Consider the following 22,054-nt stretch of genomic DNA (forward strand, 5'->3'; position numbering starts at 1 on the left):
AATCCCCGATCCTCTCACAATGAGCCACCATAGGTCGGCAGGCCTTAACAATCCTTTACCGCAATGCACCCGAACGCGCCAGCGCCCCGATGCGATAAAGCCGCCAAAGCCCGACACAGGCCGCACACAGGATCAAAACGCCAGAACCACGCGCCGTATACTGAATGTCACCGGCCTCTGAAATCGCGCCAAGAAGCGTCCCGCCCAGCGCCATGCCACCAAAGCTGGTCGCACTCCAGAAACTCATCACCCGACCCCGCAGGCGATTATCAACCGTCAGCTGCAAGGCCGTTTGTGATCCCACCCCGACAAGGGTCAGACCGCCCCCCGTCAGGGCGACCAACGGCACAGCAAGCTCGTACCACGGCGCAAAACCAAGGCCAGTCATGCCAATCGCGGCGGCAAACGCACCAATAATCGTGACCCTTTGATAGGCAATGGCATCTGATGAAATCCGCGACAGGATAAAGGTCGATGTCACCGCCCCAATTCCCGCACTCGATGCCAGCATGCCAAGTCCCGTAACCCCGCGGTCATAAACCGCCTCGGCAAAGACCGGCATCAGTTCAACCATGCCGGTCCCGACCAGCGAGACAAAGCAGGACAGCGCAAGGACCGATCGGATCATCGGATGATTGAGCGCATAATTTGCCCCATCGACAAGCGATGTCCAGATACGACGGCTTTTGGCATCGGGCGCGCGTTCCATGTGAATGGTCACCACCGAAATGACAAACACCATCGGAAGATAACTGATCGCGTTGATCATAAAGGCCGCCCCTGTGCCCCAGGTGGCAATCACCACCCCACCAACCGCAGGTCCGACCAGACGAGAGATATTGAAATTCATCGCCGCATAGGCGACCGCGCGGTTCATGAAGGCACGCGGTACAATCACCGGCACCAGCGACAACCGGATCGGCGTCATCGCACTGCCAAGAATCCCCATCGATCCGGCAAGTGCGACCATCCACGGTAACGTCATCATGTCGGCATAGGACAATCCCATCAAAAGAAAGGATACCGCCGCCTGCCCAAGATTAAGCAGCATGGCCGTACGCCGTAAATCGACCCGATCGGCCATCACGCCGAAAATAGGCCCAAGGAAAAACGCCGGGGCAAAATTAAGCGCGGCAATCACCCCGGTCCAGAAGGCCGATCCGGTCAAAGACCATGCCAGCCACGACATGGCGATTTTCTGAATCCACAATCCTTGTGTCGTGATGCATTGCCCGACAAGAAACAGCACAAAATTCCGATCGGAAAAAATCGATCTTTGTCCGCCATCCTGATCAGAGGTGAGCACAGAATCAGGATTGTTTTGGTCCGAGCCTTTGGATGGATCTGGGGCAGGGTCGGGAACGGGCACAAGGCCTCCAATCATGGGTGGGCGATCACAAACCGGGGTTGCGGTCATCATATGGGTGGCAGAGGATATGACCGGCCCGGATTTGATGGAAACCAGCGGGCAGACTAGCACGCCGATGTTTCATTATACGAAAGACGTGCCGTTCTGACACCAATTCGTGACAAATCGAAGATTGCACGCCTTCTAAAACCGGGGATTGCAACACATATCTATCTTAACCGACACGTTATAAAAAACTGATAGAATCGTCCAAGAAACCAACGCCTTATACTGGGTTAGACCTCCGGCCGGGATATTTCCACGCATGGTTCAGACATTCCGCGATATCGAACGTGAAAAGTTCGCCATCAATCCGAAGACCTGCGAATGGACCCTTCGCGCGATGACCGCTTTGCGGGCCAATATCGATATCAACATCAAGATGCACGGGCCGCGCGACCATTTGTCGCAGGGCGACATTTTCATGTTCAATCACTTCGCCCGGTTTGAAACCTTTATCCCGCAATACCTGATCGCGCTCGAAACCGGGGTCTATTGCCGGTCGATCGCATCGGGCGAGTTTTTTGTCCAGGACAATACCTTTTCACGCTATCTCCGGGCGCTTGGCGGGGTTCCCAATAACTATGAACGCCTGTTGCCGTTTCTGGCCGAGGAAGTCCTGCGTGGTGGCAAGGTCGTTGTCTTTCCCGAGGGCGGCATGGTCAAGGATCGCCGGGTTCTGACCGACATACGGCCACACCCCAAACGCCCTGATTACAGCGTCTATTCCAGATCGGCAGATACCAGACGCGCCCACCATACCGGTGCGGCCTTGCTTGGGCTTTGCATTGATGGCTTCAAGATCGGCCTATCAACCCTGATTGATCGGGGCAAAACCGACGAACTCAGCCGTTGGGCCGACCTTCTGGAACGCAGTGAAGATGACCTGAGCACAAGCCTTGCCAAGCCAACCTTGATGTTTCCGGCCAACATTACCTTCCATCCGCTGCGCGTTGATCAGAACCTTCTGGCACGCGCAGCTGACATGTTTACCGGCGGTCTCAGCCCCAAAATGGCCGAGGAAATGATCATCGAAGGCAACCTGATGTTCAAGAAGACCGATATGGACATCCGGTTGGGCGATCCGGTCAATCCGCGCGATCAGTTTAATTGGCTGGACCGCAGGCTGCTTGCCAAGCGGGTTGAGCAGGCCACCTGCATTGATGATCTGTTCAAGCCGGCCAAGACCCTTGAAAAGATCACCGAACGCGTCCCGCAATTTGCCATCACCCGACATATCAAGCCGCTGCGCGATCATTGCATGTCGGTGATGTATTCCAATCTGACGATCAATGTCAGCCACCTGGCATCGCGCCTGATCATGATGTGGCTTGAGGATGGCGTAACCGAAGTTGATATAAGCCACTTTGACAGAACACTTTATCTGGCGATCAAGAATATCCAGCAGGCCGAAAACGTCCATTTGCATCGCGGCATGCGCAATCCCGCCGACTATGTCGGTATCTTTGAGCTCAATTGTCCGCAAATCCGCTTCTTTATCGATAGTGCGGTTCAGCTTGGCCTGATTGAACGTCGCGATCAGAAATATTGCTTCCTGCCAAAATTACAGGCCGAGGCGACGTTTGATCAGATCCGCATGGACAACCCGATCATGGTCTATGCCAACGAAATGGCCCCGATCCATGCCGCTTGGCAGGCCCTTGAACGCGCGCGGATCGAGGTCGACCACCTAAGCCCCACCGACATCGCCCATCGCCGTTTTGATGATGAAATTCTGGCTTGGCAGTGGAACCACACCAAGTTCCAGAAACCGAAATATGACGCAATCAACGCCCAGGAAACCGCAACGGCTGACAGCCGCCCCTATTTGCTGCTGCCCAACGGACAAAAGCAGTTTGCCTGTGGCGTATTGCTTGTGCATGGCTTTTTGGCATCCCCGGCGGAGCTTCGCGAACTGGGCGAAAAATTTGCTGCCATGGGTCATGCGGTGATGGGGGTTCGTCTTGCCGGGCACGGCACATCACCCCATGAGTTGCAAAAACGCAAATGGACCGATTGGCTGGCATCCGTGCGCCGTGGCTATGAAATCCTGGCCCCGTTTTGCGATCAGGTGATCATTGTCGGATTTTCAACCGGAGGCGCCCTGTCGGCCATTCATGCCGCTGATCATCCTGAAAAACTGCGGGCACTTGTCCTTGCCGGAACGCCGCTTAAATTCCGTAACCGCAATCTGATGTTTGTGCCACTGCTTTATGGTGCGAACAAACTGATGGGATGGATGCCATCCGCGCAGGAACTGCTCAGTTTCCGGCCCAACGAATCTGAGCATCCCGAAATCAATTATCGCAACATTCCGATCGGCGGATTGCATCAGTTGCGCCAGACCGTGGCCGAGATGCAGCGGCGCCTGCCGGATCTCGATTGCCCAACCCTGATCCTGCAGGGTGATGGCGACAAGGTCGTCGATCCGGCCAGCGCAACCATGATCCGGCGTCTGGCAACCAATGCCAGCGACATTAACGTCCAGATGCTGAAATCCGATCGTCACGGCATTGTTAACGAAGACATCGACGGCGCACATGACCGGATTATCGCCTTTGTGCAAAGCCACTGCGACCTGCAGGACGCTCATACAGAAGCCATCCCCGCAGAGTGATACTGCGCTCTGTTTTTCTTGACGAAAAATCTGACGTATCATAGTTTGGATCCATGGATACAAACTTGATCACAACGGCACTTCGCGAAGAGATCGAAGCTGGTAGCTTGCCCCCCGGCACGGTGCTTAAGCAGGAAAATCTCGCCGCGCGCTTTGGCGTAAGTCGCCAGCCGATTCGCCACGCCCTGGAACGGCTTCACGAATCCGGTTTGCTCGAAAAACGCCCGGATAGAAGTCTTGCCGTCACTGGACTGCGCAGCAAAGACGTGCAGGAGCTTTGTCAGATTCGCATTTCGCTTGAGGTCAGCGCACTTGAGCTGTCTGCACCTAACCTCAGCCCATCAGCACTGCGTAAGGCGCGTCGCCTGAACGAAGATCTGTTTGAAGAAGAAGATCGCGACATGCTGGCAGCGCTTGATCAGGAATTCCATACAACCCTGTACGGCGCATGCGGCAATCAAAGGCTGCTGTCGATGATCGATGGATTTCGTGGAGAGGCCAAACGTGCCTACGCCCTGCAGCCCAAGGGGTCACGACCGCGAAGCGCGTTCTATGAAGAACATCAAAAGATCCTCGCCGCGCTTGAGGCCGGGGACATTGCGACCGCGCGCAAGGTTTTGACCACCCATATCGGCGTCACCGCCGGAACACTGATCCCGATTGATCAGTCCTGAAGTTCAAGGAGCCCCACCATGAGCAGTTTTGGCGCAGAAGTGATCTGGAAGCGCAAGGAAAGCGAAGTTTTCACCGATCGCCGATATTCGCGTGGTCATGTCTGGCGCTTTGATGGCGGGGTCGAAGTCCCGGCATCCTCATCCCCGCATGTGGTACCCCTGCCGTATTCGTTGGCAGAAAATGTCGACCCGGAAGAAGCCTTTGTTGCAGCCCTTTCAAGCTGCCACATGCTGTTTTTCCTGCATTTCGCATCCGATGCGGGGCTTTTGATTGACGCCTATGTCGATGACGCCACCGGCATCATGGAAACGGTCTATGGCAAGACCATGATCACAAAGGTCACCCTAAAGCCAAAGGTCACCTATGGTGGCACTGCCCCTGATGTTGCGCTTGAGGATGAGCTGCATCACCGCGCCCACGAAGCTTGTTTTTTGGCCAATTCGGTCAAAACCGAAGTCGTGACCGAGCCGGTCCGGTAAAACCCAATTTTTTTAGCAGCCTAGGCTTCCAACGGTTTTTGCGCGCAGATGGCATAGCGATGCTGTGCGCCGCGCTCCAGGCCCTTGGCGAAGCTGATGTGTTTTTTCTGCGCGCTGTGAATGCGTTTCAGATCGAAATCCACCGCAATCGGATCGAACCCGGTTTGGCGCAGCATGGCCTCAACAGCATCTGCCCGCGCCCCGTTTGAAAAATGCACGCGGGCCAGAATATCTTGATGGGTCTGCATCTGCGGGATCGCCTCGACCGGTTTGCGCAGACCCAGACTTTCAAGAAAGCCTGCCATTGCCTTGTTGAATTTCGTCGCCCAGGTCGGGGAGACAAAGTCACCATCAACCACCAGAAGCTTCCCACCGGGTTTAAGAACCCGGAACCATTCGGCAAAGGATGCTGCCGGATCAACCAGCGTCCAGACCAGATGACGGGTGACGATCACGTCATAGCTGTTGTCTGCTTCAAGGGTATTCTCGGCATCGCCCAGCAGGAACGTGATTTTTGATCCGCGTTGCCTTGATTTGGCGCGCGCCTTTTCAAGCATCGCCTCCGACCAGTCCATGCCGGTCACGTTAAATCCAAGATCATGCATCAGATGGCTGATAACCCCGGTGCCGCTTGCCAGATCAAGCGCCTTGCGCCCGTCGCCCTTGCCGAAATGACGTTCAAACAAGGTATGCCACGCACTGCGTTCGGCTTCTGAGAAAATCTCGTGGCCGGGCTGCTCGTCAAATGTGGCTGCACGCATTGACCAATATTCCTTGATCTCTTCGCGCAGGTTGAAGTTGCTGGCCTGGTTCATGGTCTTGATGCTCTCTTGGCGGAATACCCGGATTTCTGCGGGCTAGTTAATCTCACAACGATAATTGCGCAATCATAAAAACAAATGATTTGCATTATCATTGCGAAAAAGATTGATTTTCATTCTCAATAACTGATAAATCGCTCGACAGGCAATCCTAATCTGAGGGAACGGGAATGAAATTTTTGGGTGTATTTGCTGCTCTGACCATGCTGGTCACGGGCACCGCACAGGCAGCAGAATCGGTCACGGTGACCGACGTTACCGGACGTGAAGTTACAGTCGAAGTACCAGTTCAGAAGGTCATTCTGGGCGAAGGTCGCCTGATCTATGGTCTGGCGACACTCGACAGTGAAGACCCGTTCCAGCGCGTTGTCGGCTGGCGCGATGACCTTAAAAAGGCTGATCCGCAGACCTACGACATCTATGCTGCGAAATACCCGCGCATTGACGACATTCCGACCTTTGGCGGTATTAAAGACGGCACGTTTGACATCGAACAGGCCATCTCGGTCAATCCGGACGTCGTGATCATGAACCTTGAAGCCAAGGCTGCGACCGAAGACGGCGGTTTTGACGAAAAACTGGCTGCTGTTGGCATTCCGCTGGTCTATATCGACTTCCGCGAAGCGCCGATGAAAAACACCGATACCAGCATGAAGATCCTTGGCCAACTGACCGGCAAGGAAGATCGTGCGGCCGAATTCATCAAATTCCGTTCTGACAGCATCAAGAACGTGACCGATCGCATTGCCAAGGCAAATCCGGAAAAACCGCAAGTCTTCATTGAACGTGCTGCGGGTTATTCCGATGAATGCTGCATGTCGTTTGGCAACGAGAACTTCGGCACCATGGTCGAAATGGCTGGCGGCGTGAACATCGCAGCATCCATCATTCCGGGCACCTTTGGCACGATCAACCCGGAACAGGTTGTGGCCTCCAACCCCGATCAGTTCGTTGGCACCGGTGCCAGCTGGGAAGCCTATTCCCCGGGTGGCGCATGGGTCGGTCTTGGCCCGGATGCCGATATGGTTGAAGCACGCCGCAAACTGGTTGGCTTGATGGAACGCCCGGCCTTCACCGGCATCAAGGCGGTCGAGAACGGCGAAATTCATGCTGTCTGGCACCAGTTCTATAACAGCCCGTACCAGTTCGTGGTGATCGAACAGATGGCAAAATGGTTCCACCCGGACCTGTTTGCCGATATCGATCCGGAAGCAACCTTCAAGGAACTGCACGAACGCTTCCTGCCGCTGGATTACCAGCCGGGCTACTTCATCTCGATCAGCGATACAGCCACAAACTAATGACGACCAACCAACTCAGTATCGAAGCCGGGAGCGTGCATTACAAGGCACGCTCCCTGCGTCGTTTCATGCTCCTGCTTGCAATGGCGGGCGCATTGTTTCTTTCATTTGCCATCGATCTGGCAACGGGCCCGGCGAACTATCCGTTATCAGACGTGATCGCCACCCTGCTTGATCCTTCGTCGGCGACTGATCAGTTACGCGTGGTGATCTGGGATATCCGCATGCCGGTCGCCCTCATGGCGCTGACCGTGGGCGCGGCGCTGTCGACCGCTGGCGCACAAATGCAGACCATCCTTGCCAACCCGCTGGCAAGCCCGTTTACGTTGGGCATTTCGGCCGCCGCCGGGTTTGGCGCGGCGCTGGCGCTTGTGCTGGGGGTCGCACTTCTGCCGGCCTTTGTCGAATTCATCATTCCGCTCAACGCCTTCATCATGGCGATGGGCACCGCCCTGATCATTCATTTCTTCAGCCGCATGCGTGGCGTGACGGTTGAAACCATCGTGTTGCTTGGCATTGCACTGGTCTTTACCTTCAATGCGCTTCTGGCCCTTTTGCAGTATCTGGCAAGTGAACAGGCCCTTGCGGCCGTTGTGTTCTGGACGATGGGGTCACTGGTCAAGGCAACCTGGACCAAGGTGGCGGTCACCGCCATCGCGGTCGTTATCGCCATTCCGCTGTTTGCCCGTCAGGCATGGGCACTGACCGCCCTTCGTCTGGGTGATGCCAAGGCGGAAAGCTTTGGGGTGAATGTGCAGGGGCTTCGTCTGCGCACCATGCTGATTGTCAGCCTTCTGGCCGCCATTCCGGTTTCCTTTGTCGGCACCATCGGCTTCATCGGCCTTGTCGGGCCACATATTGCCCGCATGCTGGTGGGTGAAGATCAGCGCTTCTTCCTGCCGGCATCGATCCTGTGTGGTGCCCTGATCCTGTCGGCAACGTCCGTGTTGTCAAAGCTGCTGATCCCGGGCGCCATCCTGCCCATCGGGGTGATTACCGCCCTTGTCGGTGTACCCTTCTTCTTCTCGCTGATTTTCGCAAGTCGGAGGAAATCATGGTAACGCTGCGTCTCGAAAATATCGGAACCCGTTATGGCAAGGTGCAGGTGGTATCTGACGTTACCACCCCAACAATTCAGCCAGGCACTGTCACTGCCGTGATCGGTCCGAATGCGGCCGGCAAATCCAGCCTGTTTCGCCGGGTGGCCGGCCTTGCAAAGGGCGATAGTATTGTTGACCTCGGATCACACCGCAAGGAACGCAATACGATTTGTTATATGCCCCAGGATACCGGCTCAACCGCGGTGCTGTCGGTCTATGAATCGATCATTCTGGCCGCCAAGCAGGGATCAAGCCTGCGCGTGCGGGCAGATGAACTGGCACGGATTGACGATATTCTGGCCGCCCTTCGTATTGGCGATCTCGCGGCGCGTAACTTGGGCGAACTCAGCGGCGGGCAACGCCAGCTGGTCGCGATTGCCCAGACCCTGGTGCGTGATCCGAAAATCCTTTTGATGGATGAACCGACATCAGCACTTGATCTGCATCGCCAGATGGAAGTCCTGTCCTTTATGCGTGATGTCGCCAAGGGCCAGAACATCATCGTCCTGATCGCCATTCACGACCTCAACCACGCCCTGCAATATTGTGATCAGGCCATGGCCATTCGCAATGGCAAAATGGTCGCGTTCGGTCCGTGTTCTGATGTCATCGACAGTGACCTTCTGCGCGATGTCTATCAGGTCGATGGGCATGTCGAACTCAATTCGCTTGGCCATCCGCATATCGTCCTGCGCGGCCCGAGTGATGAAACCAACAGTCGGCACAATACGGCCACGGCCCGCAAGACCCTGACGGAGGTCGCACAAGCTGCACAATAGAAAGGCGCGCCTTTCCTTGTGATTAAAAACTTTGCATTTGAGGCATTTTCTGGTTCCATGGACAAATGATGATCATGCATCGCAACAGCGTCATGTTTGGCGCTGTTTTCCTTTGCGGACAGGGGCAAAAATCTCTGGCGATGTCTTTCATGCTTCAGGAGGCAGAACTTGCACACCGGCGCGCCATTCAGTTTTGAACGCTTTACCTTTCCCGACCTGAAAACCCTGTTGGCAAAGGCAAGCCCGCTTCGGTCCGGCGATTTGCTGGCGGGGCTTGCGGCAAGCTCGGATGAAGAACGGGTGGCGGCGCGCTTTGCGCTGGCCGATGTGCCACTCAAACAGTTTCTGAGCGAGGCACTGGTCCCTTACGAGGATGACGACGTCACGCGCATGATTATTGATGATCATGATGCAGATGCCTTTGCACCGGTATCCTCGATGACCGTTGGTGATTTTCGCAACTGGCTTCTGACCGACGATGCAACCCCCGAAGCACTTAAACATCTGGCCCCCGGGCTGACGCCGGAAATGGTCGCGGCGGTATCAAAACTGATGCGCAATCAGGACCTGATCGCGGTTGCCAAAAAATGCCATGTGGTCACGGCCTTTCGCAATACGATCGGCCTGCCCGGCCATCTATCAGTCCGTCTGCAACCCAATCATCCGACCGATGATCCAGCCGGTGTTGCGGCCTCGATCCTTGACGGTCTGATGCATGGCAGCGGCGATGCGGTGATTGGCATCAACCCGGCCACCGACAGCCCCGAAGCCATGATCGAGCTTCTCAAACTGATTGACGAAGTTCGCGAACGGATCGACATCCCGACCCAGTCCTGCGTTTTGGCCCATGTCACCACGGCAATTGATGTGATGGCGCGCAATGCCCCGGTTGATCTGGTCTTCCAATCCATCGCCGGCACGCAAAAGGCCAATGAAAGCTTTGGCATCACCCAGGCCATGCTGGCCGAGGCCGAAGACGCCGCCAAGGGGCTTAAGCGCGGCACAGTCGGCCACAATGTCATGTATTTTGAAACCGGGCAGGGGGCTGCGCTTTCGGCAGATGCCCACGAAGGCATTGATCAGCAAACTGTCGAGGCCCGTGCCTATGCTGTCGCGCGCAAATATTCGCCGCTTCTCGTCAATACGGTGGTCGGCTTCATCGGTCCGGAATATCTGTTTGATGGCAAGCAAATCACCCGTGCCGGGCTCGAGGACCATTTCTGTGGCAAGTTGCTTGGCGTACCGATGGGGTGTGATGTTTGCTATACCAACCATGCCGAGGCCGATCAGGATGACATGGACAACCTGCTGACCCTGCTGGGAGTTGCTGGCTGTAACTTCGTCATTGGCGTCCCGGGCGCGGATGACATCATGCTCAATTACCAAAGCACAAGCTTCCATGATGCGATGTATCTGCGTTCTGTGCTGGGTCTGCAACCGGCCCCTGAATTTGCCGCCTGGCTGCGCAAGATGGAAATCCTTGATCAGCATGGTCGCACCCGCCCACAACTTGACGGGCAGGCAGCGCAAAACCTTCTGGCATGGTCGGGGGCCGCTTAAATGAGCAATCTGACCAACAAGAAAATCCCGAGCGGCCTTGATCCCTGGAACACGCTTCGTGCCCACACAGATGCCCGTATCGGCCTTGGCCGGGTCGGCGACGGGTTGCCGACCGAAAGGTTGCTTGAATTCCAGATGGCACATGCACGCGCCCGGGATTCGGTGCATATGGCCTTTGAACCCAACTCCGTGCGCGACCAGCTTGATGGGCTTGATCACAGGATCCTTGATGTCCATTCGGCCGCACCGGATCGACCGACCTATTTGCAGCGACCCGATCTTGGCCGATTGCTGGACGAAGACTCTGTTACAGCACTTGGCAAGCATGCCGGGGACTATGACGTTGCGTTCATTCTGGCCGATGGCTTGTCTGCCCGCGCGACCCATGACCATGCAGCCAATACCTTAAAGCTGATCCTTGATCACTTGGGGGAAAGCTGGTCGGTCGCCCCGATCACACTGGCCACCCAGTCACGTGTCGGACTGGGCGATGAAATTGGTGCAGCACTGGGCACCAAGCTGACCGTGATGCTGATCGGCGAACGCCCGGGGCTTTCGAGTGCGGATTCGCTTGGCTGCTATCTGACCTGGGGGCCAAGGCGCGGACGGTCGAACGCAGATCGCAACTGTGTTTCCAACATTCGCCCGGCGGGATTAAACCCGGAAAAGGCCGCGAAAAAGATCGCTTATCTGATGGTCGAATCGCGCAAGATGGGTCTGTCGGGTGTGGCGCTTAAGGACAACTCATCCAATCCCGAGCTGATTGAAGGCTAGGCACGCGGGGCGGCGGGGCGCTAAGACAGGCCCCTTGTTTGCCATCAGCCCTTAAGCGCCTCAAGACCGTCTGCCACCATCACCGGATCAAATTCCGTGATGTGGTAATCGGCCAGGTCATGTTGATGGAACGGATCGCGGGTCAGTTCATCTTCCAGTGCAGCACGATCCCCCTTGGCAAGGATAACCCCGCCATCGCGCGGTATCTTGCGCCCGGATGCCAGAAACATGCCCTTGGCATAGGCCTGCTTTAGCCACGCGATATGGTCGTCAATATGCGCATTGACCTGTTCAAGCGGAACCTTGTAGTTCAGCGAGACAACAAACATTGCTGATTTTCCCTGTTAGAGTCTAAGGGTTTGGGTTGCGCACAATCCGGCGTTTCGACGCTGATCACAAATCACATTTTGGGGATCAAGCAGCTTTATGCACCGTCCGTTTTGCTCCCCATCCGGGTAAGAAGACGTTCGATACGATCTGCATGGGCGGCTTCCACGCGGGCCAGGCTTTCAAACCATGCAGCGATATCTTCTAAGCCCTCTTCGCGCGCAATACGGGCCATTTCCGGATAGGCCGTTTCGGCCTCGTCCTTTTCCTGTGCGATGGCCGCTTCAAGGTTCAGGCGGGTGGTGCCCAGTTCTTTGCCAGTCAACGGATCGCCAGCCGTTTCAAGAAATTCCAGATGGCCGAATGCATGGCCGGTTTCGGCCTCGGCCGCCGTGCGAAACAGTTCTGCTGCCTCGGTATAGCCTTCGATGTCGGCCTGCTGGGCAAAGTAAAGATAACGACGATTGGTTTGTGCCTCGGCGGCAAAGGCCGCGCGCAGGTTTGCCTCGGTACGTGTTCCCTTAAGCGCCATGTGCGCTGTTCCTTGTTATTGTTCGCCCAATACAGCGTTGTTGTATGAGCCAAAGTCGCAAAAATTAAGGCGGCAAAACCAAGTGGTCTTGCCGCCCTTTATGTGTCGTGAAATCCGCCACCGTCAAGCAGAGCAGGGGCAATTGCACTGATCAGGTGTCAGATTTCATCTGCCTGTCACCTGCGCAAGGCTTGCGCAAATAACGGCCGCGCGATGTCTTAGGCTGCGTCCTTCGCCGCCTGGTTGCGACGCAGTCGGAATACCAGATCAACCGATGCCAGTTCCGTGCCGTTGGGCATGTTCGGAATGTTGGCGATCTTGACGTCACCTGCCGGAATGTCGGACAGCATGCCGTCTTCTTCGCAATAGAAATGGTAATGCGGTTCGGTGTTGGTATCGAAATAGGACCGACCCGAATCAATCACGATTTCATTGAGAAGGCGCGCATCGGTGAACTGGTGCAGGGTGTTGTAAACCGTTGCCAGCGATACCTTGATATTGTTGCTCATGGCTTCGGAATGCAGCTGTTCTGCTGTGACATGACGATGGCCGTCATCAAACAGCAAACGTGCCAGTGCCAGACGCTGACGCGTCGGACGCAGATTGGCATCCTTGAGCCGGTTAAGCGCGTTGGTATATGGACGCGATGTATGTCCCATAGCTTTGCCCCTTTGTCGTGGTCGGGCCAAAATCATAATGGCCCTAATGAATGCTGGGGACAGACTAAAGAACCCGGACGCGTTGTTCTTTGATTTTGATCAACTATAATCGCGGGATGAAATACTGCGAAAAACAAACAAAAAGGGCCGGTAAAAACCGGCCCTTTTTTATTTGGTCTGACGTCAGGATCAATCGCCCGTCATGATGCGGTCGACCAGTTCCTTCACAGTCGGAATATTGCCGTTGGCGTAGAACGGGTCTTCGCCAAACTTGTAGGCATTGTGACCGGCAAACATCAGTTCATTTTCGACTTTGGCGCCATGGGCAATGCTCTGGAGCGTCTTCTGGATACAGAAGGAACGCGGGTCAGCACGTTTGCCAGTGGTGCCTTCATGCTGTTCCCAGTTGGAGAACTGGCACTGTGACAGGCACCCCATGCAGTCGATCTGGTCTTTCTTGATCGTCAGTGCGCTTTCCGGGGTGACAAACACCATGGTGTCATCCGGGGTCGGCATGCCTTCGGTATAGCCAGCTTCAAGCCAAGCCTTGACCTTGTCGGCATCGTCTTCACGCACATAGATCGGACGACCACGACGGCCCAGCGGAATACCGACATGCAGATCCGCCTCGGCGGTACGTGAATAGCGTACCTGACGATCAGAACGCTGATGCAGATCTTCAAGGAACGCATTGCGCACAGCCGAGCTATAGAAACCAGTCGGGCTGAATTTATGCAGCGACACGTCACCATTCTTAAGACTGGTCAGGCGCTGTTTCCATTCGTCGGAAATCTCGCTTTCCTGTGTCAGAAGCGGACGAGTCCCGAACTGGAAGGCCACCGGGGCCACTTCGGGATTGTCGATCCAGTCTTCGAAATCACGCAGGAACCAGACACCGCCTGCCATGATGATCGGAACATCATTCAGACCAACGGAGTTCATGAATTCACGAAGGGCTGCAACACGCGGGAACGGATCCTCGGGCACAAGCGGATCTTCGGAATTCGACAGACCATTATGACCACCAGCGCGCCACGGATCTTCGTAAACCACGCCACCCAGCCATTCCGGGGTCTTTTTATAGGCCCGCAGCCACAATGCGCGGAAAGCACGGGCTGACGAGACAATCGGATAATAGTGAACGCCGTATTGCGCAGAAATCTGAGCAATCTTGTAGGGCATGCCGGCACCACAGGTTACCCCGTGGATCAGGCCTTTGGCACCTTCAAGAACGCCGTGAAGGATCGGTTCGGCACCGCCCATTTCCCACAATACGTTCATGTGCAGACGGCCTTCGCCGTTCCGCATTTCATGTGCGATCTGTGCTTGTGCAATACCACCACGAATGCCGTAGGCAATCAGTTCCTGATGGCGGTCACTGCGGGTTTTTCCTGCATATTCGATCGGGACCAGATTGCCGTTCTCATCATAAGAATCGGCATTCACAGCGGAAAAAGTCCCGATACCACCGGCAGCAGCCCATGCGCCGGAACTTTTACCCGTCGATACAGCAACGCCTTTGCCACCTTCGATAACTGGCAAGACTTCTTTACCCGACATGACGAGCGGTTTAAGGGCTTTCAAATTCGTCTCTCCCATTCGGCCTTTGCCCGCGATGCTATGGCATCGCGCAGAGTGCCGGACGACGTCGCGTTTTTATCGTCGTCCGGCATCCCGTTTGCTTTATTCGGCGTCGCCTGCGTCGAGGTCGGCACCGGTTTCCTGGTCAACACGTTTCATCGACAGTTTGATTTTGCCGCGATCATCGAAACCGATGACTTTGACCTTAACCTGGTCGCCTTCTTTCACGATGTCCGAAACCTGTTTGACACGCTCAGGTGCCAGTTCGGAAATGTGAACCAGACCGTCACGCGCACCAAAGAAGTTCACGAATGCGCCGAAATCGACAGCCTTAACGACCTTACCATCATAGATATGATTCAATTCAGGTTCCGCAACGATGGATTTGATCCAATCCACGGCCTGCTTGCCTTTTGCACCGTCGGTATGTGCGACAGTGATCGAACCATCATCTTCAATATCAACCTTTGCACCGGTCTCTTCGCAGATTTCGCGAATGACCTTACCGCCCGAACCGATGACATCACGAATTTTGTCTTTCGGGATCGAGAACTGGGTGATGGTCGGGGCGTTACCCGAAACTTCACCACGTGCTTCCGGAAGGGCTTTGGCCATTTCACCAAGAATGTGCAGACGACCATCGCGGGCCTGCTTCAGGGCGATCTGCATGATGTCCGGGGTTACCGAGGTGATCTTGATGTCCATCTGCAGCGAGGTAATGCCGTTTTCGGTACCAGCAACCTTGAAGTCCATGTCACCAAGGTGATCTTCATCACCCATGATGTCGGACAGAACTGCGAAATCTTCGGCTTCCTTGATCAGGCCCATGGCGATACCCGCAACCGGGCGTGCCAGCGGAACACCGGCATCCATCATCGCAAGCGAGCTTGCGCAAACGGTTGCCATCGAGGAAGAACCGTTTGATTCGGTGACTTCGGAAACGATACGGGTGGTGTACGGGAAGGCATCCTTGCCCGGCATCAGCGGGTGCAGGGCACGCCATGCCAGTTTACCGTGACCGATTTCACGACGGCCCGGCGAACCCATGCGGCCAGCTTCACCAACCGAGTAGGGCGGGAAGTTGTAATGCAGCATGAAGCTTTCACGGTATTCACCGTCCAGCGCGTCAACGATCTGCTCGTCCTGACCGGTACCAAGGGTAACAACAGCCAGTGCCTGGGTTTCACCACGGGTGAAGATCGAGGAGCCGTGCGAACGCGGCAGAACCGAAACTTCGCCCATGATCGGACGAACGTCGGCACCGGTACGACCATCGATACGCTTGCCGGTTTTCAGGATCGCACCGCGAACGATGTCTTTTTCCAGATCCTTGATGATCGAGGAAACTTTGCCTTTCAGCGCATCGGGAACTTCGTCGCCAAGTTTCTCGACGATGTCTGCCTTGGCAGCAGAAACAGCAGCCGAACGCTCCTGTTTGACAACATGTGCATAAGCAGCGGTCAGGCTTTCGGTGCCCAGCGCAGCAACTTTTTCGACCAGTGCGTCGTAGCCTTCCGGAAGTTCTGCAACGTCACGCGGCTCTTTGGCTGCTTCTTCGGCCAGATCAATGATCAGGTCGAGAACGCCCTGGAACTGTTCGTGACCGAACTTCACGGCGCCAAGCATGATTTCTTCGGACAGCTCGGATGCTTCGGATTCAACCATCATCACGCCATCACGGGTACCGGCAACAACCAGATCCAGATCGCTTTCCTTGACCGCTTCGGTCGACGGGTTGAGCAGGTATTCACCATCCTTGTAACCAACGCGGGCAGCGCCGATCGGGCCGAGGAACGGCAGACCGGAAATGGTCAGGGCCGCCGAGGTACCGATCATGGCAACCACGTCCGGATCGTTTTCCATATCGTGCGACAGAACGGTACAAACGATCTGGGTGTCGTTGCGGTACTGCGGGTGGAACAACGGACGGATCGGACGGTCGATCAGACGCGAGACAAGGGTTTCTTTCTCAGACGGGCGGCCTTCACGTTTGAAGAAGCCACCCGGGATTTTGCCAGCGGCAAATGCTTTTTCCTGGTAGTTAACCGTCAGCGGGAAAAAGTCGACATCCGGGCGCGGCTGTTTGGCGCCAACAGCAGTACACAGGACAACGGTTTCACCGTAGGTAACCTTGACGGCACCATCTGCCTGACGGGCGATTTTACCGGTTTCGAGAACCAGTTTGGCATTGCCCCACTGCATTTCCTTACGGACGACATTAAACATTATTTTCTCTTCCTCTTACAAACCTCTGGCGGACCCGAAAGTGTACACGAGTTCCGAACACATTACTCATGAGGCTTACATGACAGCGCCATGAGTAATGGGTCCGGCGTAAGCATCGGGTCGGCCCATCCGACCCTGCTTCTCGTGTTCCGATCCGCCGGAACAATAAAAAAAACGACGGCGGAGGTCACCCTCCGCCGCAGTTCGATATCAGCGGCGAATACCGAGGCGTTCAATGACGCTCTCGTAACGCGACTGGTCTTTGCGCTGCAGGTACTTCAGCAGACGACGACGCTGACCAACCATCATGAGAAGACCACGACGGCTGTGGAAGTCGTGGTTATGTTCTTTCATGTGCTCGGTGAGGTTCTTGATCCGTTCAGTCAGGATAGCAACCTGGACTTCGGGGGAACCGGTGTCACCGTCTTTCTGACCGTATTCCTTGATCAGCTCAGCTTTGCGTTCAGCAGTAATCGACATCAGGCATCCTTTCGCCTTTAGAGATTAAAAACACGCACAGGTCGAATTTCGCCACCAGTGATCTCAGCCAACGCAACAGCGCGGTCATGGAGCATGGCACAGACGATTTCGTCCTGCACGACGGGGTTTTCAAGGGCATTGCGCTTTGCCACCGGCAACAGCCCGACAGGCTGGCCAGAGGAAAGGCGTTGCGCCTCGACTTCGGTCAGGGCCAGCGCCGGGATGTCGTCCAGCGCGGTCTCAACCGGAAGCAGTTTCTTCATCACCTCGTCCGGGTCCATATCCAGCAGTTCCTGCAGGGGAATGGCGTTCCCTTCCGAAAACGGCCCCGCCGAAGTCCGGCGAAGCGCGGCGATATAGCCCACAGTGCCTAGGCGCAGCGCGATATCGCGCGCCAAAGATCGCATATACGCGCCCTTGCCTGACACAACGTCAAACACGGCGTGATCGCGATCTGGCATGTCGACCAGTCGAAGATCCTTGATCAGAATCGGACGTGGCTGCAACACCACATCTTCATCGCGGCGCGCAAGGTCATAGGCACGCTTGCCATTGACCTTGATCGCCGAAAACTTTGGCGGCACCTGCTGGATTTCACCGATGAATTCACCCAGCACAGCCTTGATTTCGTCTTCCGTCGGACGATGGTCGGAGGTTTCAATAACCTCGCCTTCGGCATCGTCCGTACTGCGCGCTTCGCCGAATTTCAACGTTACGCGATAACTTTTGCTGCCATCCATGACATATGCAACCGTTTTGGTTGCTTCGCCAAAGGCAATTGGCAGAACGCCAGACGCCAGCGGGTCAAGTGTCCCGCCATGTCCGGCCTTGTTGGCATCAAGCAGACGACGCACCTGATTGACCACGGTTGATGACGTGATCTCCAGGGGCTTGTCCACCGCCAGCCAGCCATTAATGCTTTTACCGCGACGGCGACGCGCCATCAGTCGTCCTCATCTTCCGGGTCGCCCGACCGGTCATCCACAAGATCCTGCGCAACATGCGGGTCGCGCAGCAGGGCACCAATATGGTCAGCGACATCAAAACTCTTGTCTTCGACAAATCGCAATGCAGGCACATATTTCATGTGCACCGTGTTGGCCACATGACTGCGCAGGTGACCTTTCTGACGCATCAACGCCTTCATCGACGTTTCTGCCTCTCCGCCGCCAAGCGGGGTGAAAGATACCATGGCATTGCGCATATCCGGTGAAAGATTGACACCCGTAATGGTTACCGGGCGCCGTGTCAGATCCGGATCGTAAATGTCTCCACGCTCCAATGCCTGCGACAGCGCCTGGCGGATTTCTTCCGCCACGCGGAGCTGTCGCTGACTTGGTGCTTTGGCTGGTTGCTTCGCCATTTCAGTTCCTCACCGTCTTACAGTTCGACGGCAATTTCCTCGTTCTCGAAGCACTCGATCACATCGCCCGACTGGATATCGTTATATTTGGCGAACGACATGCCGCATTCATAGCCCTCGCGGACTTCCTTGACTTCGTCCTTGAAGCGACGGAGCGTCGAAAGTTCGCCAGAGTGAATGACAACGTTGTCGCGCAGCAGGCGGACGCCTGCGCCACGTTTGACGATACCCTCGGTGACCATGCAACCGGCGATCTTGTTGCCGGAAATCGTAAAGACGTCGCGGATTTCCGCATAGCCCAGGAACTTCTCGCGAACTTCCGGAGACAGCATGCCCGACAGCATCTTTTTGATGTCATCTGCAACATCGTAAATGATCGAATAGTAACGAATATCAACGTTGTCACGGCGCGACTGTTCACGGGCCTGCTGGTTTGCACGCACGTTAAAGCCGATGATCAGTGCATTGGATGCACGCGCCAGTGTGACGTCGGATTCGTTGATACCACCAACACCGCTATGCAGAACGCGGACCGAGACTTCCTCGTTACCAAGTTTCTGCAAGGTGCCGATAAGTGCTTCGACAGAACCCTGCACGTCACCCTTGATGACGATCGGCAGTTCTTTGAGGTCACCGCTCTGCGAGAACATGTTCTCAAGCGCTGATTTCTTCATTGCAGCGGCCTGGGTTTCACGAATACGGCGCTGACGGAAGTCAGAAACTTCACGTGCCTTGGCTTCGTTTTCAACAACCACAAAGTCGTCACCGGCAGACGGTACCCCGTTCAGACCGTTCACCTCGACCGGCATACCCGGAATGGCTTCTGCGACACGGTTGCCGTGATCATCGATCAGGGCACGGACACGACCCCATTCCGGACCCGTGACAAAGATGTCACCGGTACGCAGGGTGCCACGCTGGACCAGAACGGTCGCAACCGGACCGCGACCTTTTTCCATACGGGCTTCAACAACAACACCATCGGCAACGCGTTCCGGGTTGGCTTTAAGGTCAAGAACCTCGGACTGCAGCAGAATGGCTTCTTCAAGTTCGGTCAGACCGGTGCGCTGTTTGGCCGATACTTCAACGGCCTGAACGTCACCACCCATTTCCTCGACCACAACTTCGTGCTGAAGAAGTTCGGTTTTCACCTTGCTCGGATTTGCACCCGGCTTGTCGATTTTGTTGATGGCAACAATCATCGGAACGCCAGCCGCTTTCGCGTGGCTGATTGCCTCGATGGTCTGCGGCATGACCGAGTCATCGGCTGCAACAACCAGAACCACGATATCGGTAACTTTCGCACCGCGCGAACGCATTTCGGTGAATGCGGCGTGGCCCGGAGTATCGATGAAGGTGATCTTAGCACCGGTTGCCATGGTGACCTGATATGCACCGATATGCTGGGTAATACCGCCAGCCTCGCCACCGGCAACATCGGTGGAGCGCAGCGCATCAAGCAACGAGGTTTTACCGTGGTCAACGTGGCCCATCACGGTCACGACCGGCGGACGACCAACGAGCTTCGCGTCATTGTCATCTACGCTGACCAGTGACTCTTCAACGTCGGCATCAGATACACGTTTGACGTTGTGACCGAATTCTTCGACCACGAGCTGTGCGGTATCCGGATCAAGCGACTGGTTAATCGTTGCCATGACGCCAAGACTCATCAGGGTCTTGATCACGTCTGCGGCACGTTCAGCCATACGGTTGGCCAGTTCCTGGACAGTAATAACGTCCGGGATTACCACATCACGCACGACTTTTTCCTTCGGTTTTTGCGGGCCCTGGGCACGCGCTTTGGCTTTGGCCTGCTGGCGTTTGATCGATGCCATGGAACGACGGCGACCACCTTCGTCACCGCTCATTGCATTATTGATCGAAAGTTTGCCACGACGACGGCCTTCGTCACCCTTGGTGCGCGCCGCACGGCCGGCTTCTTCTTCGGCACGTTTGCGGGCTGCCACGCGGGCATTTTCCTCGTCAATTTCCTTGCGGCTTTTGGATTTGCCATCTGCCGGCGCGGAACGACGACGTTCTTCGGGGACCAGCGGCTCTGCGGGTTCGCCCTGAATAACGGTTTCTTCGGCCTTCGGTTTGGCAGCCGGTTTCGGCTTGGAAGTCTTGCCTTTTGCCGTCGAAGCGGCAAGGCGCTGTTCGACTTCTTCCACCGAAGGAGAGTCGTTTTCAGACGCAGCAGGTGCTTCTTCCTGTTTGGCTTCGGCAGCAGCCTTGGCTTCTTCTGCCTTGCGTGCTTCTTCCTCGGCCTTGCGCGCAGCTTCTTCGCGGGCGCGGATTTCCGCATCCGCCTCATCCTGCTTGCGGCGCTCTTCAGCAGCCTTCAAAGCAGCCATACGGGCAGCGCGTTCGCTGTCGGTCAGATTGCCATGATCATCAACCGCCGGACGCGGTTTCGGCTCTTCAACCGGCTCTTTTTTTGCTTCCGGTGCCGGCTTTTCTGCTGCCGGGGACTGTTCTTCAACGAGATCCTTCTTCACCTCACGGAAGCGACCGGATTCGTTCTTTTCGAATGTACGCTTCTTGCGCACTTCGACGGTCACAGATTTTGACCGTCCATGCGAGAAGTTTTGACGAACCTGCCCTGCCTCGACCGTCTTGCTCAATTCAAGCTTCGATCTGTTGAGGCTCAGCGGTTTCTTCTCCTGATCGCGATCACTCATAATCCGTTCAACTTCCTCATTTCCTGCGGGATCGGGCACATACGCCGATCCTGTCCTGTCCGTCTGGCGCTCATCTGATCTCAGACAGCGCGAAATCCTTCAAGCCGTTTGCACGAACGCCCCAACCGATTGGCAAGGCCTCCTGGCGCAACGGCCACATGTACTGCTTTTTCGCGACCAAAGGCCGCGCCGATTTCAGCAGCATCCAGAACGGAATAAATCGGCAGATCCCGGGCCTTGGCCTCGATCTTTGATTTTCCGTCTGCGGCACCATCGCGTGCCGCCAATACTAAGGCTGCGCCCTCGGCAATCTGGGCACGGGCCTTTTCAAATCCTGCAACAGCCTGTCCTGCACGCCGCGCCAGCGACAACAGATCGATGCATTTGCGCGTCAGCAGCTCTTCGATCCGGTCTGCAAGTGCGGTGTCGACCACGACTTTTTGTCGGGCCGCCCGGGCAAAGGCGTTCTTTGCACAGGCGGTATTTACCACATCCCGCGACGGGCACAACCATAATCCCCGTCCCGGCAGCCGTTCCTCAAGGTCGGGAACAACCGAACCATCCGGCCCGATCACAACCCTGAGAAGATCTTCCTTGTGCCGGACTTCGCCGGTGACAATGCACCGGCGTTCCGGAACCTCGGCTACCTTGCCGCCTTTACGATGCGACATGGCATCCTCCGATCGGC

Annotated in this window: 20 protein-coding genes; 8 read left to right on the top strand and 12 right to left on the bottom strand. The window is 55.9% G+C overall.

Annotated elements, in window-relative coordinates; genetic code table 11:
* Positions 1 to 55: 55 nt before the first annotated feature.
* Positions 56 to 1,306 (bottom strand): MFS transporter, encoded by a 1,251-nt coding sequence (locus WBY09_RS01185; protein ID WP_252724015.1) that lies wholly within the window; start codon positions 1,304 to 1,306, stop codon positions 56 to 58.
* A 367-nt stretch (positions 1,307 to 1,673) separates the two neighbouring features.
* Here WBY09_RS01185 and WBY09_RS01190 point away from each other — a divergent pair, with 367 nt between their 5' ends.
* The 3 genes from WBY09_RS01190 to WBY09_RS01200 are packed head-to-tail and all read left to right on the top strand — an operon-like array spanning position 1,674 to position 5,179.
* Positions 1,674 to 4,025, top strand: coding sequence for an alpha/beta fold hydrolase (locus tag WBY09_RS01190; protein WP_197146386.1), 2,352 nt, complete (start codon positions 1,674 to 1,676; stop codon positions 4,023 to 4,025).
* Between the two features lie 53 nt (positions 4,026 to 4,078).
* Positions 4,079 to 4,699: a GntR family transcriptional regulator gene (locus WBY09_RS01195; protein ID WP_197146385.1), complete on the top strand. Its 621-nt coding sequence runs from the start codon at positions 4,079 to 4,081 to the stop codon at positions 4,697 to 4,699.
* An 18-nt stretch (positions 4,700 to 4,717) separates the two neighbouring features.
* Positions 4,718 to 5,179 (top strand): OsmC family protein, encoded by a 462-nt coding sequence (locus tag WBY09_RS01200; RefSeq protein WP_197146384.1) that lies wholly within the window; start codon positions 4,718 to 4,720, stop codon positions 5,177 to 5,179.
* Positions 5,180 to 5,199: 20 nt separating this feature from the next.
* Here WBY09_RS01200 and WBY09_RS01205 read toward each other — a convergent pair whose 3' ends face one another.
* Positions 5,200 to 5,994 carry a class I SAM-dependent methyltransferase gene (locus WBY09_RS01205; RefSeq protein ID WP_197146383.1) on the bottom strand — a complete coding sequence of 265 codons (795 nt, stop codon included), beginning with the start codon at positions 5,992 to 5,994 and terminating at the stop codon, positions 5,200 to 5,202.
* Positions 5,995 to 6,170: 176 nt separating this feature from the next.
* On the opposite strand from WBY09_RS01205, the gene WBY09_RS01210 reads away from it, so the two are divergent.
* The 5 genes from WBY09_RS01210 to eutC all read left to right on the top strand — a co-directional run bounded on the left by WBY09_RS01210 (position 6,171) and on the right by eutC (position 11,514).
* The gene (locus WBY09_RS01210) at positions 6,171 to 7,301 is read left to right on the top strand and encodes an ABC transporter substrate-binding protein (protein ID WP_008888885.1); all 1,131 of its coding nucleotides are present in this window, start codon (positions 6,171 to 6,173) and stop codon (positions 7,299 to 7,301) included.
* Positions 7,301 to 8,362 carry a FecCD family ABC transporter permease gene (locus tag WBY09_RS01215; RefSeq protein WP_008888884.1) on the top strand — a complete coding sequence of 354 codons (1,062 nt, stop codon included), beginning with the start codon at positions 7,301 to 7,303 and terminating at the stop codon, positions 8,360 to 8,362. The genes WBY09_RS01210 and WBY09_RS01215 overlap by 1 nt, the downstream gene beginning before the upstream one ends.
* Complete coding sequence (locus WBY09_RS01220; RefSeq protein ID WP_336231822.1) at positions 8,356 to 9,180, top strand: ABC transporter ATP-binding protein; 825 nt, start codon at positions 8,356 to 8,358, stop codon at positions 9,178 to 9,180. Before WBY09_RS01215 ends, WBY09_RS01220 begins: the two co-directional genes overlap by 7 nt.
* 168 nt (positions 9,181 to 9,348) lie before the next feature.
* On the top strand, positions 9,349 to 10,740 hold the full coding sequence (locus WBY09_RS01225) for an ethanolamine ammonia-lyase subunit EutB (protein ID WP_197146382.1): 1,392 nt from the start codon (positions 9,349 to 9,351) through the stop codon (positions 10,738 to 10,740).
* On the top strand, positions 10,741 to 11,514 hold the full coding sequence (gene eutC, locus WBY09_RS01230) for an ethanolamine ammonia-lyase subunit EutC (RefSeq protein ID WP_197146381.1): 774 nt from the start codon (positions 10,741 to 10,743) through the stop codon (positions 11,512 to 11,514).
* A 44-nt stretch (positions 11,515 to 11,558) separates the two neighbouring features.
* On the opposite strand, the gene WBY09_RS01235 is transcribed toward eutC, so the two are convergent.
* From WBY09_RS01235 to WBY09_RS01280, 10 genes are all read right to left on the bottom strand, one after another.
* A complete protein-coding gene (locus WBY09_RS01235; RefSeq protein ID WP_197146380.1) occupies positions 11,559 to 11,843 on the bottom strand; it encodes a YciI family protein in 285 nt (94 codons plus the stop codon).
* Between the two features lie 95 nt (positions 11,844 to 11,938).
* Complete coding sequence (locus tag WBY09_RS01240) at positions 11,939 to 12,373, bottom strand: rubrerythrin family protein (protein WP_064787992.1); 435 nt, start codon at positions 12,371 to 12,373, stop codon at positions 11,939 to 11,941.
* Positions 12,374 to 12,591: 218 nt separating this feature from the next.
* Complete coding sequence (gene irrA, locus WBY09_RS01245; RefSeq protein WP_063086087.1) at positions 12,592 to 13,032, bottom strand: iron response transcriptional regulator IrrA; 441 nt, start codon at positions 13,030 to 13,032, stop codon at positions 12,592 to 12,594.
* Positions 13,033 to 13,221: 189 nt separating this feature from the next.
* Positions 13,222 to 14,616 (bottom strand): NAD(P)H-dependent flavin oxidoreductase, encoded by a 1,395-nt coding sequence (locus WBY09_RS01250; protein WP_008888877.1) that lies wholly within the window; start codon positions 14,614 to 14,616, stop codon positions 13,222 to 13,224.
* Between the two features lie 99 nt (positions 14,617 to 14,715).
* Positions 14,716 to 16,839, bottom strand: a complete 2,124-nt coding sequence (gene pnp, locus WBY09_RS01255; protein WP_197146379.1) for a polyribonucleotide nucleotidyltransferase — start codon at positions 16,837 to 16,839, stop codon at positions 14,716 to 14,718.
* Between the two features lie 210 nt (positions 16,840 to 17,049).
* Entirely contained in the window at positions 17,050 to 17,319 is a 270-nt protein-coding gene (gene rpsO, locus WBY09_RS01260) for a 30S ribosomal protein S15 (protein ID WP_008888875.1), read from the bottom strand.
* Between the two features lie 17 nt (positions 17,320 to 17,336).
* Complete coding sequence (gene truB, locus WBY09_RS01265; RefSeq protein WP_064780279.1) at positions 17,337 to 18,263, bottom strand: tRNA pseudouridine(55) synthase TruB; 927 nt, start codon at positions 18,261 to 18,263, stop codon at positions 17,337 to 17,339.
* Positions 18,263 to 18,682: a 30S ribosome-binding factor RbfA gene (gene rbfA, locus WBY09_RS01270; protein WP_064780278.1), complete on the bottom strand. Its 420-nt coding sequence runs from the start codon at positions 18,680 to 18,682 to the stop codon at positions 18,263 to 18,265. The genes truB and rbfA overlap by 1 nt, the downstream gene beginning before the upstream one ends.
* Before the next feature lie 17 nt (positions 18,683 to 18,699).
* Positions 18,700 to 21,366 carry a translation initiation factor IF-2 gene (gene infB / locus WBY09_RS01275; RefSeq protein WP_063086823.1) on the bottom strand — a complete coding sequence of 889 codons (2,667 nt, stop codon included), beginning with the start codon at positions 21,364 to 21,366 and terminating at the stop codon, positions 18,700 to 18,702.
* Between the two features lie 80 nt (positions 21,367 to 21,446).
* Positions 21,447 to 22,037, bottom strand: a complete 591-nt coding sequence (locus WBY09_RS01280) for an RNA-binding protein (RefSeq protein WP_008888871.1) — start codon at positions 22,035 to 22,037, stop codon at positions 21,447 to 21,449.
* Positions 22,038 to 22,054 lie beyond the last annotated feature (17 nt).

This window comes from Thalassospira sp. CH_XMU1458 (genome assembly GCF_037027205.1).
In the GTDB taxonomy this organism is placed as follows: Bacteria; Pseudomonadota; Alphaproteobacteria; order Rhodospirillales; family Thalassospiraceae; genus Thalassospira; species Thalassospira tepidiphila.

Excerpts from the sequence above, each read along its gene's own strand:
- WBY09_RS01195 (WP_197146385.1), top strand. The coding sequence starts at position 4,079 with ATGGATACAAACTTGATCACAACGGCACTTCGCGAAGAGATCGAAGCT.
- WBY09_RS01235 (WP_197146380.1), bottom strand. The coding sequence starts at position 11,843 with ATGTTTGTTGTCTCGCTGAACTACAAGGTTCCGCTTGAACAGGTCAAT.
- eutC (WP_197146381.1), top strand. The coding sequence starts at position 10,741 with ATGAGCAATCTGACCAACAAGAAAATCCCGAGCGGCCTTGATCCCTGG.
- WBY09_RS01280 (WP_008888871.1), bottom strand. The coding sequence starts at position 22,037 with ATGTCGCATCGTAAAGGCGGCAAGGTAGCCGAGGTTCCGGAACGCCGG.
- WBY09_RS01200 (WP_197146384.1), top strand. The coding sequence starts at position 4,718 with ATGAGCAGTTTTGGCGCAGAAGTGATCTGGAAGCGCAAGGAAAGCGAA.
- pnp (WP_197146379.1), bottom strand. The coding sequence starts at position 16,839 with ATGTTTAATGTCGTCCGTAAGGAAATGCAGTGGGGCAATGCCAAACTG.
- WBY09_RS01190 (WP_197146386.1), top strand. The coding sequence starts at position 1,674 with ATGGTTCAGACATTCCGCGATATCGAACGTGAAAAGTTCGCCATCAAT.
- rpsO (WP_008888875.1), bottom strand. The coding sequence starts at position 17,319 with ATGTCGATTACTGCTGAACGCAAAGCTGAGCTGATCAAGGAATACGGT.
- WBY09_RS01205 (WP_197146383.1), bottom strand. The coding sequence starts at position 5,994 with ATGAACCAGGCCAGCAACTTCAACCTGCGCGAAGAGATCAAGGAATAT.
- WBY09_RS01220 (WP_336231822.1), top strand. The coding sequence starts at position 8,356 with ATGGTAACGCTGCGTCTCGAAAATATCGGAACCCGTTATGGCAAGGTG.
- irrA (WP_063086087.1), bottom strand. The coding sequence starts at position 13,032 with ATGGGACATACATCGCGTCCATATACCAACGCGCTTAACCGGCTCAAG.
- rbfA (WP_064780278.1), bottom strand. The coding sequence starts at position 18,682 with ATGGCGAAGCAACCAGCCAAAGCACCAAGTCAGCGACAGCTCCGCGTG.
- truB (WP_064780279.1), bottom strand. The coding sequence starts at position 18,263 with ATGGCGCGTCGCCGTCGCGGTAAAAGCATTAATGGCTGGCTGGCGGTG.
- infB (WP_063086823.1), bottom strand. The coding sequence starts at position 21,366 with ATGAGTGATCGCGATCAGGAGAAGAAACCGCTGAGCCTCAACAGATCG.
- WBY09_RS01240 (WP_064787992.1), bottom strand. The coding sequence starts at position 12,373 with ATGGCGCTTAAGGGAACACGTACCGAGGCAAACCTGCGCGCGGCCTTT.
- WBY09_RS01210 (WP_008888885.1), top strand. The coding sequence starts at position 6,171 with ATGAAATTTTTGGGTGTATTTGCTGCTCTGACCATGCTGGTCACGGGC.
- WBY09_RS01215 (WP_008888884.1), top strand. The coding sequence starts at position 7,301 with ATGACGACCAACCAACTCAGTATCGAAGCCGGGAGCGTGCATTACAAG.